14 protein-coding genes are annotated in these 15185 nt (G+C 40.2%); 6 read left to right on the top strand and 8 right to left on the bottom strand.

Going from position 1 to position 15185, the window contains the following annotated elements; translation table 11 throughout:
- Positions 1–50: 50 nt before the first annotated feature.
- Positions 51–953, bottom strand: coding sequence for a 1,4-dihydroxy-2-naphthoate octaprenyltransferase (gene menA / locus BUA96_RS13010; RefSeq protein ID WP_072983720.1), 903 nt, complete (start codon positions 951–953; stop codon positions 51–53).
- Positions 954–1153: 200 nt separating this feature from the next.
- On the opposite strand from menA, the gene BUA96_RS13005 reads away from it, so the two are divergent.
- The 3 genes from BUA96_RS13005 to BUA96_RS12995 all read left to right on the top strand — a co-directional run bounded on the left by BUA96_RS13005 (position 1154) and on the right by BUA96_RS12995 (position 4935).
- Positions 1154–2902, top strand: a complete 1749-nt coding sequence (locus BUA96_RS13005; protein ID WP_084673161.1) for a glycoside hydrolase family 13 protein — start codon at positions 1154–1156, stop codon at positions 2900–2902.
- Between the two features lie 86 nt (positions 2903–2988).
- Positions 2989–3522 (top strand): DUF421 domain-containing protein, encoded by a 534-nt coding sequence (locus BUA96_RS13000; RefSeq protein WP_072983719.1) that lies wholly within the window; start codon positions 2989–2991, stop codon positions 3520–3522.
- 192 nt (positions 3523–3714) lie between these two features.
- The gene (locus BUA96_RS12995; protein WP_072983717.1) at positions 3715–4935 is read left to right on the top strand and encodes a DUF4998 domain-containing protein; all 1221 of its coding nucleotides are present in this window, start codon (positions 3715–3717) and stop codon (positions 4933–4935) included.
- A gap of 87 nt (positions 4936–5022) precedes the next feature.
- Here the strand turns inward: BUA96_RS12995 and BUA96_RS12990 are convergent, their stop codons facing one another.
- From BUA96_RS12990 to BUA96_RS12975, 4 genes are read right to left on the bottom strand one after another with little or no spacing between them, the layout of a single operon-like run.
- Positions 5023–5970, bottom strand: coding sequence for an aldo/keto reductase (locus BUA96_RS12990; protein WP_072983715.1), 948 nt, complete (start codon positions 5968–5970; stop codon positions 5023–5025).
- A gap of 17 nt (positions 5971–5987) precedes the next feature.
- On the bottom strand, positions 5988–6818 hold the full coding sequence (locus BUA96_RS12985; protein WP_072983714.1) for an MBL fold metallo-hydrolase: 831 nt from the start codon (positions 6816–6818) through the stop codon (positions 5988–5990).
- Between the two features lie 2 nt (positions 6819–6820).
- Entirely contained in the window at positions 6821–7615 is a 795-nt protein-coding gene (locus BUA96_RS12980; protein ID WP_072983712.1) for an SDR family NAD(P)-dependent oxidoreductase, read from the bottom strand.
- 15 nt (positions 7616–7630) lie between these two features.
- Complete coding sequence (locus BUA96_RS12975; protein WP_072983710.1) at positions 7631–8023, bottom strand: DoxX family protein; 393 nt, start codon at positions 8021–8023, stop codon at positions 7631–7633.
- Between the two features lie 152 nt (positions 8024–8175).
- On the opposite strand from BUA96_RS12975, the gene BUA96_RS12970 reads away from it, so the two are divergent.
- Positions 8176–9030: an AraC family transcriptional regulator gene (locus BUA96_RS12970; RefSeq protein ID WP_072983708.1), complete on the top strand. Its 855-nt coding sequence runs from the start codon at positions 8176–8178 to the stop codon at positions 9028–9030.
- Between the two features lie 212 nt (positions 9031–9242).
- A complete protein-coding gene (locus tag BUA96_RS12965) occupies positions 9243–9836 on the top strand; it encodes a hypothetical protein (protein ID WP_072983706.1) in 594 nt (197 codons plus the stop codon).
- A gap of 51 nt (positions 9837–9887) precedes the next feature.
- On the opposite strand, the gene BUA96_RS12960 is transcribed toward BUA96_RS12965, so the two are convergent.
- Together BUA96_RS12960 and mnmA are read right to left on the bottom strand one after the other, a co-directional pair.
- The gene (locus tag BUA96_RS12960) at positions 9888–10823 is read right to left on the bottom strand and encodes an NAD(P)H-dependent flavin oxidoreductase (protein WP_072983705.1); all 936 of its coding nucleotides are present in this window, start codon (positions 10821–10823) and stop codon (positions 9888–9890) included.
- A gap of 6 nt (positions 10824–10829) precedes the next feature.
- Positions 10830–12029 (bottom strand): tRNA 2-thiouridine(34) synthase MnmA, encoded by a 1200-nt coding sequence (gene mnmA / locus BUA96_RS12955; RefSeq protein WP_072983703.1) that lies wholly within the window; start codon positions 12027–12029, stop codon positions 10830–10832.
- Between the two features lie 189 nt (positions 12030–12218).
- On the opposite strand from mnmA, the gene BUA96_RS12950 reads away from it, so the two are divergent.
- Entirely contained in the window at positions 12219–13184 is a 966-nt protein-coding gene (locus BUA96_RS12950; RefSeq protein WP_072983897.1) for a fasciclin domain-containing protein, read from the top strand.
- A gap of 82 nt (positions 13185–13266) precedes the next feature.
- Here BUA96_RS12950 and yidC read toward each other — a convergent pair whose 3' ends face one another.
- The gene (gene yidC, locus BUA96_RS12945) at positions 13267–15132 is read right to left on the bottom strand and encodes a membrane protein insertase YidC (RefSeq protein WP_072983896.1); all 1866 of its coding nucleotides are present in this window, start codon (positions 15130–15132) and stop codon (positions 13267–13269) included.
- Positions 15133–15185 lie beyond the last annotated feature (53 nt).

The raw sequence follows: 15185 nt of genomic DNA, 5'->3' as shown, positions 1-15185 counted from the left end.
CTAAAGCACAACAGAAAATCCCTAACTATAAGTTTTCGTTAAAAAACGATTTAAAATAAAAAACCTAAGGTAAATAAGACCGAAAAGAAAAACGTGGCCAGTGCTACTTTTTTGAGTTCAGGATCTAACAACGCCGGACTTTCATTTTGCGCCACATACGCCAGATGTTTTCCTAACGGAATAAAAACAACACAGGCAATTACAGACCACAAATAGGTATTGGTAAAATGGAAAAATAGTAAACTCGCCACTAGCGCTCCCACGATTAAAAAGTAGTGATAGAACTTCGATTTTTTTGGCCCTAGAAAAACAGCCAATGTATTCTTTTTTGCACGAGCGTCACTCAACCGATCTCTCATATTGTTGAGGTTCAAGACCGCTATGCTCAAAAAGCCAACAGTTAATGCCGGAAGAAAAACAACAGCATCCAGCTGTGCCGCATATAAGTAGTAACTCCCTGCTACTGCGACAAGGCCAAAAAAGATAAATACAAACAAATCTCCAAGTCCCATATATCCGTAAGCACTTTTACCAACTGTGTATTTTACGGCAGCGAGAATGGCCAACAAACCCAACACAAAAAACAACACAGATTCTAAAAAGCGTTCTGAGCCAAATGCGGTATAAATTAGTGCGATACTGATCAAAAGCGTTACCGAAGCGGTAAAAACCATTCCGTTTTTTAATTGCTTGGCTGTAAGCAGTCCGCTTTGCATTGCTCTTGCAGGACCAATGCGTTCGTGATTATCGGTCCCTTTAACACCATCGCCATAATCATTGGCAAAATTAGATAGAATCTGAAATCCCAAAGTTGCCAATAACGCCAGAATACAAATATCCCATCTAAAAAATCCGGAGTTATACGCCATTGAGCTTCCTACAATAATCCCTGAAACGGAAAGCGGCAAAGTACGAATTCGGGCTGCAGAAACCCACGCCTTAACTGGTGTCATAAATGAATCTTTAGTGCAAAAATACGCTTATAAAAGGGTTTAAAGAAACGAGCAATTATAATTTTAAATGCTTAAAAAAAGATATCGAAAGCGTTGTAGTGATTTCTAAAAATAGTATTTTATACCTGATTTTGAATGAACTATCAGTTCAAGACAAAAATTAACACCTTGAATTTACAACCACTGTTTAAAAGATAACTATGAAAAAACTTCTACTTTTTAGTTTGCTACTTTCTGTTATTATTAGCTGTAATGAAAATAAAAAAACGTCAAATACTTCAACAGAACCAGAGCAATCCATTGACAAAAAATGGTGGAAAGAAGCCATCGTTTATCAAATTTACCCAAGAAGTTTTCAAGACACTGATGGTGATGGTGTAGGAGATTTACAAGGAATCATCAACCGGCTAGACTACGTGAAAGATCTAGGAGTTACGGCGGTATGGCTCAATCCGATTTATAGCTCGCCCAATGATGACAACGGGTATGATGTGAGCGATTATAGAAACATCATGAGTGATTTTGGCACTATGGAAGATTTTGACACGATGCTTTCTGAGATGCACGCCAGAGACATAAAGCTCGTGATGGATATTGTAGTAAATCACAGCAGCGATGAACACCCGTGGTTTAAAGAAAGTCGTAGCTCTCGAGACAACCCTTATCGCGATTATTACCACTGGTGGCCGGCAGAAAAAGGAGAACCACCTTACCGTTACAGTCTTTTTGATGCAGAAGGAAACGCTTGGAAGTATGACGAAAAAACCGACGCCTACTATCTGCATTACTTCTCTCAAAAACAACCTGATTTAAATTGGGAGAATCCAAAAGTGCGGCAAGAAGTTTACGATATTATGACGTATTGGGCAGAAAAAGGTGTTGATGGTTTCAGACTTGATGCTTTTCAGTTTGCAGCAAAAGACACCACATTTCCTGAGTTTCCTAAAGGTTTTGAGAAAAACTTCATTCAGTATTACGCCATGCAAGATGGTCTGCACGATTATTTAAAGGAAATGAATGAGCAAGTTTTTAGCAAATATGACGTGATGAGCGTGGCCGAAGGCGCAGGTAGAACGCTTGAAGAAGCACACGAACTCGTTGATGCAGACCGTAACGAGATCAATATGGCATACGCCTTTGACGGAGTCGATATTCCTAAAGCAGAAGGGTATAAACTTTCAACTTTTAAAGAAACCTTCTCAAAATGGGACAGTGCTTTTGCAGACAAAGGGTGGATTTCCATTTTCTTGTCTAATCACGACCAAGCCCGTATGGTAAGTAGGTATGCAAATGACAGTCTGCCGTATCGTGCTCCATCTGCAAAAATGCTCAACACGTTTATTTTAAGTATGCGTGGTACACCCTATTGTTATTTTGGGGACGAATTGGGAATGACCAATAATCCAAAACTTCAAAATATTGAAGATTACCAGGATATCGCCGCCATTAACGGATACAAAAAAGCAAAAAGTCAAGGTGAAGATATGGAAACTTTTATACAGAATTTACGCTTTGGCTCCCGCGACCACGGCAGAACCCCGATGCAATGGGATGCTTCAGAACATGCAGGCTTTACCTCCGGGAATCCTTGGCTGCCTATAAATCCTAATTATGTTGACGTAAATACCGAAGCAGAACTAGCCGATAAAAATTCGGTATTAAATCATTTTAAAAAGATGACTGCTCTAAGAAGAGGATCAGATGTCTTGATTTATGGAGACTACGCGCTTTTATTACCCGAACATCCTCATGTACATGCGTACACACGCAGTTTAGGCGACGAGCAGTTTCTTGTTATTCTCAATTTTAGCAAAGAAAAAGTTTCGGTAATACTTGAAGAGCTCGGCAATTTTTCAGAGCTAAAAATCAACAATTATTCTAATCTGAATAAAAAAGCTAACGAGCTCCAGCTTGAACCGTATCAAGCGGTAATTTTGGCAAAATCTTAGCTACGCTTTAGAAATTATTTAATAGCGCTAAAAGCGGTTGCAACACGTTGAATAAGTAACTTCAAACGCAACCTAACACCGCTACTATGGATACTTCTTACTTTTTTAAAAACCTAACTATGATCCCTGAAGTTTTTCTGGGAACGCTTTTTATTTTCTTGCTCGTTGTTGTATTGACGCGAATTTTTGGACTGAAAAGTTTTAGTAAAATGACCGGCTTTGATTTTGTCATCACAGTTGCCATTGGTAACATTATTGGGATGAGCATCAACTCGAGTAAACCGGCAATTCTTTTGGGGGCTTTTATATTACTCGCACTTTTTGCTTTGAATTACGCGGTAACCCTATTGCGCTTCAAGTCAAAAAAAGCTGAAGACCTTATTGACAACGATCCCTTGCTGCTGATGGAAAACGGTCAAATATTAGAAGAAAATATGAAAGCCAGTAAAGTGACTCAGGCCGAATTGCAGTCTAAATTACGCGAAGCTAATGTGATCAGATTGAGTCAGGTAAAAGCGGTGATTTTAGAAACTACCGGAGAAATAAGTGTATTGCATAGCAATGATCAAAGCATCACGATCGAAGATTACATTATGGGCGACGTGATCAGGCAAAAGTAAATGACTTTTCAAACGCTTGCTTGAAGTACGCTCCTTCTATTATTCAAATAATCCTTTGAATTTCAGTTGATTTAAGCAGGACACTACAGGTTAGACAAATGCGAACCCTTAATTAATTTTACGGGGATATGAGCGAACACCATGTTCTTCGCAATCGATATCGCTAATAAAGTTTAATCATACGTAGTACACATGAAATTAAAATTACGCTTACATCCTTTTTTCATTTTGAGTTTTCTGGCACTTGGAAGCACCTTTATGGTATCTTGTGATTCAGACGATACCTTACCGGTAGAACCAGAAGAAGCTACGGTTGCTCAGCTGCAATCCTTTTCGGTCAAACCAGGAAAAAACCGAGTTTTTGTAGAAGGAACAGTTCCTGCCAATGCCAATATTGCTGAAATTAGAATTTACTGGAATGAGCAATCAGATTCCAAGACCATTGCGGTCTCCTCTTCTTCTGAAGCGCAGCAAATTTCAACGTATATCGAAAACCTAGATGAAAAATTTTATGCATTTGAGGTGCAAACAGTAACCGCCGCCGGAGATGGCTCAATCCTCTTAAAAGGAGGCTCAGAAGTTTACGGCGATAATTACAGCAACCTTTTATTTAATCGTCCTGTTAACGCCAATGTTCTTGAAGAAAGTTCGTTAACTATCGAATTTGGTGAGATGGATTTAAGTACCGGTGTCATCGGTACACAACTCAATTATGAAACTACCGAAGGTTCCCAAGAAGAGCTTTTTATTCCGGTAAGTAAAAACGATCTTAAAATCACAGACTTCAAAGCGGGTACGTCGTACAGCTATCGCAGCGTATTTGTGCCCTCTCCTGTGGCTGTCGATACGTTTTATACAGACAATGCGAGCTATATGCCTATTGAGTTTCCTAAACTCGTAAATGCTGCTGTACCTTTTGCGGCAAGCTCTATAAGCGGTCGCTGGGGAATTCTTGAAGATTGGACTACTACAGATCCCGTGCTCATTCATAACGGTCACGGCGGTTGGGATGAGTGGAACAACAATATTTTTAATATTGAATCTGGCTGGGGAGCTCCTGCTATCACAAATGGAAAAGTTTACCAATCAGTAATGACCGGTCCCGGCGAATTTGCGTTAGAAGTTTCTGTAAGAGACAGTAACCACAGTGAGAGTGATGAAGGCGGTGCTTATTTTGTGATCGCTAAAGGAACAACATTACCTGACGTGGCTGATGTAACAACCTCTGCCGAAGTTCTTGCTTACGAACGCATACATACTACTGCTAATTCCGGCACCCCGGAAGTCTACAGCATTCCTTATACCATAGAAGAAGCTACAACCATTACCATCGGTCAGGTCACCACACAATGGGGACAAACACCAGGACGTTTCTGCAATATTTTCTCTTTTGAAATTGTGCCCGGTAATTAAGATTATTTATTTGAACTAGCCATCCAAATAGAAAGGGGAACTTTAGTGTAAAGTTCCCCTTTTTAAAATCAAAACAACTAACTAAACTTACTTACTCGCTGTGTTTAAAACAGCAAGATCTTCAGAATCTAATTTTAATTTTGGTGCTTCAAAAATGGTCTTCAATTGCTTTTCACTCGTCGCGCTGGCAATAGGAGCGCCTATATGTGGTTGCGCCATCAACCAAGCCAAGGAGACCGTCGCTTGAGATGTGTTATGCTTTTCAGAAACTTGATCTAAGGCTTTTAAAACTTCGAGTCCTTTCTTATCTAGATATTTTTTTACACTATCTCCGCGTACGCTCTTATTCAGATCGTCCTCAGAGCGGTATTTACCGGTTAAAAAGCCTGCGGCTAATGACCAATACGGAAATACTGTAAAGTTATATTTTTCGGCCAAAGGTGCATAGTTGCTCTCGTAGCCTTCGCGCTCTACTAAATTATAGTGCGGTTGCAAGGCTTGATACTTAGGCAGATTATTTTTTTCTGAAGCTGCAAAGGAAGCTTCTAATCGTTCTGGTGAAATATTTGAAGCCGCAATATGACGCACCTTTCCGGCTTTTATGATTTCATCGTATGCCTCAAGCGTTTCTTCCACCGGAGTTTTTTCATCATCAAAATGCGTATAATACAAATCAATATAATCTGTTTGTAAGCGCTTTAAGGATTTGTCAACCGCTTCCAGAATATGTTTCTTGCTGGTATCAACAGGATGTGTTCCGGTTTCTCCTCCTACTTTAGTCGCCATTATGATTTGATCTCTGTTTCCGCGAGATTTCATCCATTTACCTAATATGGTTTCAGACTGACCGCCATCTTTTCCATCTACCCAATACGAGTACATATCTGCGGTATCAATAAAGTTGAAACCTTGATCTACAAAGGCATCCAGAATTTCAAATGATTGTTTTTCATCTAAGGTCCAGCCAAAAACATTTCCTCCTAAATTAATAGGTGCTACATGTAAATCGGTGGTTCCTATTTGTATCTTTTTCATTGCTTTTAATTTTCTAATTATTGTCCTATTGATTTTTCCATAAGAATGCGCCACACGTTCATAGGCAGCCATTCTTCATAATTTTTCCAATGTTTGTATTTTGGCAACTCAACCTTATTCGGAATTTTAAACAGATTAGTCCCGTTATCCAGCTCTGTTTCAACTGCCGCATACAAATCATCAAAGTAATTTTGCATCAGCGTGAGGTCTTTGCGCGTACCTACGGCGCGCACGTGCGACATCAATAAAGTATCAAAATCCAACTGCTGAATCTCTTTTAGCGATGCCACCCAGTTTTTAGGGTCAGCGTCCGGGAGATATGCATAAAGCACGCGATCTGGCACAACGAGATCAATGGTAAAAACGATGTTATGCTCAGGAAATCTAAATACGGTCATTCCGTCTCCGTGATTTCTTCCGTAGAAAAATAACTCGATATGCTTATTTCCAAAGGAATAAATGGTATCGCTTCCCGTCCAGGTTTGATCAGGCATCAAAACATCCGGATTGGGCGTAATTGTTTCTGCCGCTTTCTCGTGACTAATGATTGTTGCACCTTCTGCTTTAAAAATTTGAGCTCCGCTAATATGATCCCAATGATTATGACTGTAAAACACTGTTTTAACCGGCAAATCAGTCACCTTGTTTATAGCCTTCATCGTGGCTTCAGCGTGTCGTGCATCTAAGGGATCTATAACCACAACTTGATCATCAGTCACATAAAAACAAGAATAGGTACGGTCGCCCACCATATACAAGTTGTTTTCGACCTTGATCGTCTTCATTTCCTGTGCACGAACTAAAACTCCAAAAAGGATGGCAATAGCTACTGTGATTGTATTCCTCATAGCTATACAATATAGTTTGCCACACCGCCATCTACACGTAATGCTGCCCCATTTGTGGCTGCTGAAAGCGGACTCGCAACATAAACGACCATATTAGCTACCTCTTCTGTCTCTGCAAATCGTTGAATGAGGGAAGTTGGTCTGCGCTCTTCAAAAAATGCTTCAACAACTTTTTCTACTGAAGTATCCTGTTCTTTGGCGGTTTCCTCGAGATCATTGGCATTTGCTCTACTCATTGTTGGCCCCGGCAATACACTGTTTACGGTCACATTAGTTCCCTTACTCAGCCTTGCTAGACCTCTTGAGATCGCAAGTTGGGCAGTTTTACTGAAGCCGTAGTGTACCATTTCGGTTGGAATATTCAGCGCAGATTCACTTGAGATGAAAATAATTCGGCCTTCATTTTTCTTCAACATTTTAGGGAAATAATGACGCGCGAGACGTACGCCACTCATCACATTCACTTCAAACATCTCAAACCATTCGTCATCTGTGATATTCTCAAAATCAACCTGATTAAATATCCCCACATTATTCACGAGAATATCTACATCAGGAATCTCCTCTAGTAGATGATCTATGTGCTCCTTTTTTGCGAAGTCGGCAACGATGCCAGTAATTTCTTCGTTTCCGGTTTCTTTCTTCAAGTCTTTAATAACTTCTGCGATATCCTTGGCTTTTCTTCCATTGATAATTACGTGCGCACCTTCTTGCGCCAGACCTTTGGCAATAGCTTTTCCTATTCCGGCAGTAGAACCGGTTACCAATGCAGACTTTCCTTTTAACTGTAAATCCATAGCTTTTTTTTATTGTTAGTTGCTTTTGCTTAAAACGCCTTGATTGTGTTCTGAAAACAAGAAGAGGATTGCGAGGTACAACCCGTAAAAAAGTTGAATCGCAACCGCCGACCAATTCTCTTGAAACGAGCTGCCAAAAATAAGTACGCACACTAGTACAATACTCACAGCAGCAGTCTCCTTTGCTTTAAAACCAATGATAAGCGCTATTCCCAATAACAACTCGACAAATGGAAGTATAAGGGCGAAAGGCTTAACGAGTTCAACCGGCAAATAGGTTTCGGCAAAGGAGTTGGTCATACCTTGCGCAAAAGCCGTGAGTTTAGGGATACGTATAAAACCGTGTCCTAAAAAACTAAACCCGATAGGCAATCGCGCCAACGTATAGGCTGCTTGCTTCTTAGTCATAACTGTGAGGTGGGTTAAGGCTATATTGAAGTCCTGCTGTTTGGGACAGTTCTTCAGTTTTAAGCATTAGCTGTTTTTCTTTTCTACGAAATAACAACAGAACGACCTCAACTTTCTTGTAAAAACAAATGATTAAACTGTAATTTTACATTATGAAACGTTATACTCAGTTTAACAGATTAATCGTTGACGACTTTACTACTGATGTTTGGCAGCATCCGTTGCATAACCACAATCATTATGAAGTGATCTTCATCAGGTCTGGCAGCGGCATTCACCATCTCAACAATAGTTTAGTACCTTACGAGCCCGGGCACCTTTATTTACTAGGACCCGAAGACGAACACGAATTCATTATTGAAAAGACTACAAACTTTGTCTATTTTAAGTTTACCAAACTTTACTTTGACACCTTTGATGGCGAAAATCCGGCGGTATGGAATCAACATATTGATAAATTATTGAGTAAAAAATGGAGTAGAAAACGGAATTTGCTAAGAAACAAGGAGGATGTTAGTATTGTTGACGATCTGTTTAAGCTCATTGTAACCGAATATGAACGTAATGCACTTTTAAGCAAAAAGCTGGTCAATCATCACTTTAAAGCCATATTATTGGTATTGAATAGAAATGGGCCGAATTGCGATAAAAAGCAACAACGAAGAGCCGACTCAGATATCACCGAAGCCTTGCTAGAATATATTGAGCTCAACATTTACGATCCTAAAAGTGTTTCTCAAAAGCAGATCGCGCAGCATTTTCACTATTCACCAAATTACATCGGCATCCTTTTTAAAAAGAATATTGGAGCTTCGCTTAAAAAGTACATTCAGGATTATCGCTTCAACTTATTAAAACAGCGTCTAAAACACGGTCACTTGAGTACCAAACAACTCAGTCTTGATTTCGGGTTTACTGATGAAAGTCACCTGCATAAATTTGTAAAGACTCAATCAGGAAAAAGTCTACTTCAGCTTAAAAAACAGATTTTACCAGAACGCGCGTAGTCTTCTTTTTGCACATTTAACATTCATAACCGCTTTTATTAAGCACATCAAACACTCATCTGTTAATCAACATATTAGTATTTTAAATTATGTGAATTTTTAGAATTTTCACTTAACAGAGCTTAACAAAACCTGAATTTTTTTAATACTTCTTAAGCATTAGGCTGTGGAATATAGCCCTAGTTTAGCTCTAAACATTAAAATCTAAAAAGATGAAACGTTTATTGATATATACAGGCACAGCTATTTTTTCATTAGCGATTTTGGCGTGTAATACGCAAACAACTAAAAAAGATCTTGCTGAAAACAAACCTGCAGAAACCGAACTTACTAAACCGCAACCACCTGCTGAAGAAGTAGTTCCTGAAGGGTACGAAGTTTATAAGAGTCCGAGCCTTATGGAAGGTTGGAAGTTGAGCTTTTTACATCCCGAGCGAGCTTCGGTAGAAGGATCAGGTACACAAATGATCATTAGATACACCGGAGAAGACAACTCCTTTTACGGTGGTCTGACTGACGGATTCATCGTTTCTATGACAATGAGCAACGATGAAGCTTTAGAGCAGAAAATTGAAAACAACACCCCTGAGAAAATGGGTGAATACGAGGTGTATTCTTATCGAGCATTGAACAGTATTGGTTCAGCGCAGGTAGATCATTACTTGATTCAATTAAATGCTTCAGGAGATTCACAACCGGTTTATGCCGACTTTTCAATGGCGGTTAAAGGTGATTCAGATGCTGAATATAAGGCGATGATTCAAGAGATTTTTGAATCGATGACTTGGTCGCAAGAAACGGTATAATAAGAATTAATTAAAAAGTAAAAAGGGCGCTATGAGCGCCCTTTTCTATGTTTACAACTCAGGGAGTTTTGTAGCCTGAAATTCTGAAATGATCTCGTCTACGACAGCCGCCGCAGGCTTGATCTCGTGAATGAGTCCGGCGATTTGACCGATTTCGAGTTCGCCTTCTTCAAGATCACCCTCGAACATTCCTTTTTTAGCTCTTCCTCGGCCTAGTAAAGCACTGAGTTGCTCTTTAGTAGGCGTAGTTTCATAAAGCTGCTTCACATCAGTATAGAACTTATTTTTAAGTAATCTTACTGGAGCAAGCTCTTTTAATGTAAGTTCGGTAGCGCCTTCTTTTGCCTCCACCACCAGATCTTTAAATGCTTGATGACTGCTGGCTTCGGGCGTAGCTACAAACCTGCTGCCGATCTGCACACCATCTGCTCCTAAAATCATCGCAGCAAGCATTCCTTTTCCGGTAGCAATACCGCCGGCAGCAATTAAAGGGATATCAAGTTCCTCTTTCACCATGGGAATCAACGCGAAGGTCGTTGTCTCCTCCCGACCATTATGGCCTCCTGCTTCAAAGCCTTCAGCAACCACGGCATCCACACCTGCTTCTTGGGCTTTCAAAGCAAACTTTACACTGCTTACTACGTGCACAACTTTTATACCGTGCTCTTTGAGATGTGAAGTCCAGGTTTTAGGGTTTCCGGCACTGGTGAAGACGATTTGTACTCCTTCCTCGATAATGATTTGCATTAATTTATCAATATCAGGATACAGCAGTGGCACGTTGACACCAAAAGGTTTTGTGGTAGCCGCTTTACATTTTTGAATATGCTCACGTAACACTTCAGGATACATAGAGCCTGCACCAAGAAGTCCCAGCCCTCCGGCATTACTCACAGCGCTGGCGAGTTCCCAGCCACTATTCCAGACCATTCCGGCTTGAATTAATGGATATTCAATATCAAAAAGTGCTGTTATTATATTCAAAATAAAGCTTTATGAGATTACACCGCTGCCTAAACATTCTGCGCCATCGTACCAAGCAACAAATTGCCCTTCGCTAATCGCAGCTTGCGGATTTTCAAACGAAACAAACAGACCGTTTTCCACTTTGTGCAACCACGCATTTTCTAGCGGCTGGCGGTAACGTATACGTGCTTTTGTTGCTCTAACTTCACCTTCTGCTAGCTTGAGGTCTTCTCTAATATAATGCACTTCACTTTCCTGTACAAAAAGTGCCTTGCGCAATAATCCCGGATGCTCTTTACCTTGCCCGGTGTAAATGATATTTTCCTCAACATCAGTATCAATAACAAAAAGTGGCTCAGGAGTCCCGCCTACTGCGAGCCCCTTACGCTGTCCTTTTGTAAAGTAATGTGCGCCTTGATGCTTTCCAACGATTTTTCCATCGGTTAAGCTGTATTTTGGCTTTTTAGCTAAAACAGTAACATCTTCTACAGCCACATCTGCAGCACTACTTTCGTGTAAATCTTCAATTTTTTCCTGGGCGCGAGCTGCTGAAATTTCAACGATCACCCCTTCTTTAGGCTTCAATTGCTGCTGAAGGAAATCTGGCAAACGCACTTTTCCTATAAAACATAAGCCTTGAGAGTCTTTCTTCTCTGCAGTGACCAAATCCTGTTCCTTTGCTATCTTACGCACTTCGCTTTTTTGCAAATGCCCAATAGGAAATAAAGTTTTAGACAACTGCTCTTGAGATAACTGGCATAAGAAATAGGACTGATCTTTGTTAGCATCAGCCCCGGCAAGCAATTGACAAACCGATTTGCCATCAATCTCTGTTTCGCCTCGCTGACAATAATGCCCTGTAGCAACAAAGTCTGCGCCCAATTCTAGGGCGATCTTCATAAAGACATCAAACTTGATCTCCCGATTGCAAAGCACATCAGGATTAGGGGTGCGGCCCATCTCATATTCCCGAAACATGTAGTCTACAATACGCTCTTTATATTGCTCACTTAAATCCACCGTTTGAAAAGGAATACCTAGTTTTTCGGCGACTAACATTGCATCGTTGCTGTCATCAAGCCACGGACATTCATCTGAAATAGTCACCGAATCATCATGCCAATTCTTCATAAAAAGGCCAATAACATTATATCCGGCTTCCTTGAGCAAATAGGCAGAAACACTACTATCCACTCCACCACTAAGACCTACAACTACGGTTTTCATACTGTTTAATTTGAATGCTAAGTCGAATTCTATGGTACAAAATTACGAAAGTTTAAAAGAGTTTTTCTGCTTGGCCACATCGAAGCTCATGTATAAAAATATAAGTTTTTGTTTAATCTTTTTAACTATCTGTTAAACATTCTGAATGCGAACAACTTCTATTTTTACCAAAATCAAAAATCAAATCCTATGAAAAAGTTAACAACAAAAATCCATTTAATCCTGTTTACCGCACTACTAGCGGGGTTTACATCGTGTAGCGATGACGATGATGCCGGGATGATCACTGAAGAATCTGAAACTATTGCAGATTTTGTAGCAAGTGAAGAAGATTATTCATCTTTAGCAGAAGCACTAGACCGCACCGGACTTACTGCTACGCTTGATGCAGAAGGTACTTACACGGTGTTTGCTCCCAATAACGCTGCATTTGAGGCGTATCTGGACGGAACTGCCGTTGCAGATGTTCCGGTAGAAGATTTAACGCAAATCTTATTGAATCACGTTTTAGCAGTAGAAGCACGTGCTAGCAGTTTGGCGACCGGGTATGTAAATAACTTGGCTACCTATGCAGATACAGATGCAAATCTAAGTATGTACATCAATGTAGATAGCGATGTAGTTACTATTAATGGAGGTTCTGAACTTGAGGGTGGTGCTAATGTAACCGCAACAGACTTTGAATTCTCTAATGGAATTGTGCATACTGTAGACGCCGTGATCACATTGCCTACCGTTGCAACTTTTGCAGTGGCTGATCCTACTTTTACACAATTAGAAACAGCACTTACTGCAGATGCGTCTTTCTCTTTTGTAAATACGCTGACTTCTGCCGGAACCTTCACCGTTTTCGCTCCAACTAATGATGCTTTTGCTGATCTATTAGCAGAGCTTGAAATTTCAGGCTTTGGTGATCTAGATACAAGCGTACTTGCCGCAGCGCTTTCATTACACGTGGTGAATGGAGCTAATGTAAGAGCTGAAGATCTTACCACGGGAACAGTAACTACTTTAGGCGGTGCTATTGAAGTAGATGCTTCTAATGCTACGCTTACAGATGCTAACGGAAGAGTGAGCACTATCGTAGTAACTGATGTACAAGCTTCTAACGGAGTGGTCCACGCTATTGATACCGTTTTGCTTCCGGGCTTATAATCCATTGAAAAAGAAAAATTGCAACAAAAAACCCTTCAAGAATTCTTGAAGGGTTTTTCTATTTAAGTTGGGACAAAAAAGATTACTTATTGCGTTGCTGTTTTTCAGCTTGCTCCATCATCTCAGAGAACTTCTGAGAGAATTTGCTTTTCTTTTTCGGCTTTGCCTTAGCTGTAGCGATCTTCGCGTGAATTTTATCTTCATCTAAAATAAAATTCTTGATCACAAGCATAATTCCGATGGTGATCAGGTTTGAAATAAAGTAGTACAAACTCAATCCACTCGCATAGTTGTTGAAGAAAAACAACATCATAATCGGCGATAGATACATCAGGAATTTCATATTAGGCATTCCCGGTTGCTGCGCTTGCTGCATACTCTGACCGGTGGTCATCGTCATATAAATAAAGATCGCAATAGACGCTAAAATCGGGAATAAGCTCACGTGATCTCCGTAAAACGGAATATGGAACGGTAAGTCTGCAATTTTATCATAGCTCGATAAATCGTCTGCCCAAAGGAAGCTCTTATGTCTTAATGCAAATGCCGAAGGGAAAAAGGTAAACAAAGCATAAAACACAGGAATCTGAAGCAATCCGGGAATACACCCACTCAATGGGCTGGCACCGGCTTTACTATACAGCTTCATCGTTTCTTGCTGCTTTTTCATCGGGTTATCTGCATACTTCTCATTAATCTCATTGATCTCCGGTCTTAACACCTTCATCTTCCCTTGAGACAAGTACTGCTTGTATTGCACCGGAGAAAGTAATAATTTGATAGAGATCGTCAATAAAATAATAGCAATTCCCGCAGGGAAATACGCAATCAAGAAATTAAAGAACGGAATGATCAAGTATTTATTGATCACACCAAAAATACCCCAACCTAGCGGCATCGCTTCATCAATATCACGATCGTAGTTGTTTAAGATTTGGTAATCGGTAGGACCGTAATAGAAGTCCATCGCATAGTTAAGCTCACCATTTACCGGCTTCAGTTGCATATTTGCAGCATACTGCTTGGTATATACGGTATCCACTTCTTCATCTTCAACCAAGTTTTTAGAAGAAAACCGCACTTCGTCAAAAGGTTGATCGGTTAATAATATAGAACTGAAAAAATGCTGTCTGAAGTTAAACCAGTCTACATTGGTCTCGATCGCATCATCGTCACCGGTCTGGCTTAATTTATCGTGATCGCCTTCTTCATATTCGTAGGTAAGGCGTGTGTAACGATTTTCATAAGTAATACTTTTTGCGTGACGATAGCCCTTCAATTGCCAATCTAAATTGATAGGCTGCGAGGTATTAACCACATTTTGTAAACCAACAGTTTTTATACCGAAGCCCATCATATAATCGTCTGGCTTCAATGTATAACGGTATTCTAAATATTCTGAATCTGAAACTTTGAGCTTCATAGAAAGTACTTGATTCTCTCCTTCTTTTGATAATGAAGGTTCAAAGTACAGGTTCTCACTATTCAACGTGCGGTTGTCAGTGGTACTGAAAGTTAAATTAAATCTGCTGTTTCCATCTTTAATGAGATAAACAGGAACCGAATCATAACTTTTAAAATTCTTCAAACGCGCTTCGGTAATAAAACCGCCTTTGTTACTCACTTTAAGCGCCAACACATCATTCTCCAGTTCGGTGACATCGTCTGTCGCTGAAGGTAAAGTTGCTGAGTACGCAAAACTCCCTAAAGTAGCTTTGTAGCGCTCCAAGGCCAAAGAATCATTTTGCGGCGTGGTGCTTTCAACCACAGCATCGGTTTGTGATGCTTTTTCCGCAGCTGCTTCATGAGCTTCCACCTGCTCCTCTTGTGCTTTCTGCGCAGCAAGCTCTTCGTCAGAAGGCTGGTTTTGCCAAAGCATAAATAATAAAATAGCTCCTATTAAAAGGAACCCAATCATTGACTGTTTGTCAAATTTCTTTTCTTCCATAATCATCGAGGCTTACGCCTAATTGTATTCGTGTGTAATTTAGTTTACGGGAA

The organism is Leeuwenhoekiella palythoae (genome assembly GCF_900130045.1).
Lineage (GTDB): Bacteria > Bacteroidota > Bacteroidia > Flavobacteriales > Flavobacteriaceae > Leeuwenhoekiella > Leeuwenhoekiella palythoae.
Note: the sequence above shows the minus strand (reverse complement) of the source record. Positions and strands in the feature narration are given on the sequence as shown.

Coding starts and splice junctions, on each gene's coding strand:
- BUA96_RS12990 (WP_072983715.1), bottom strand. CDS start 5,970: ATGAAAAAGATACAAATAGGAACCACCGATTTACATGTAGCACCTATT.
- BUA96_RS12965 (WP_072983706.1), top strand. CDS start 9,243: ATGAAACGTTTATTGATATATACAGGCACAGCTATTTTTTCATTAGCG.
- BUA96_RS12970 (WP_072983708.1), top strand. CDS start 8,176: ATGAAACGTTATACTCAGTTTAACAGATTAATCGTTGACGACTTTACT.
- BUA96_RS12995 (WP_072983717.1), top strand. CDS start 3,715: ATGAAATTAAAATTACGCTTACATCCTTTTTTCATTTTGAGTTTTCTG.
- BUA96_RS12950 (WP_072983897.1), top strand. CDS start 12,219: ATGAAAAAGTTAACAACAAAAATCCATTTAATCCTGTTTACCGCACTA.
- mnmA (WP_072983703.1), bottom strand. CDS start 12,029: ATGAAAACCGTAGTTGTAGGTCTTAGTGGTGGAGTGGATAGTAGTGTT.
- yidC (WP_072983896.1), bottom strand. CDS start 15,132: ATGGAAGAAAAGAAATTTGACAAACAGTCAATGATTGGGTTCCTTTTA.
- BUA96_RS13000 (WP_072983719.1), top strand. CDS start 2,989: ATGGATACTTCTTACTTTTTTAAAAACCTAACTATGATCCCTGAAGTT.
- BUA96_RS12985 (WP_072983714.1), bottom strand. CDS start 6,818: ATGAGGAATACAATCACAGTAGCTATTGCCATCCTTTTTGGAGTTTTA.
- BUA96_RS13005 (WP_084673161.1), top strand. CDS start 1,154: ATGAAAAAACTTCTACTTTTTAGTTTGCTACTTTCTGTTATTATTAGC.
- BUA96_RS12980 (WP_072983712.1), bottom strand. CDS start 7,615: ATGGATTTACAGTTAAAAGGAAAGTCTGCATTGGTAACCGGTTCTACT.
- BUA96_RS12975 (WP_072983710.1), bottom strand. CDS start 8,023: ATGACTAAGAAGCAAGCAGCCTATACGTTGGCGCGATTGCCTATCGGG.
- menA (WP_072983720.1), bottom strand. CDS start 953: ATGACACCAGTTAAGGCGTGGGTTTCTGCAGCCCGAATTCGTACTTTG.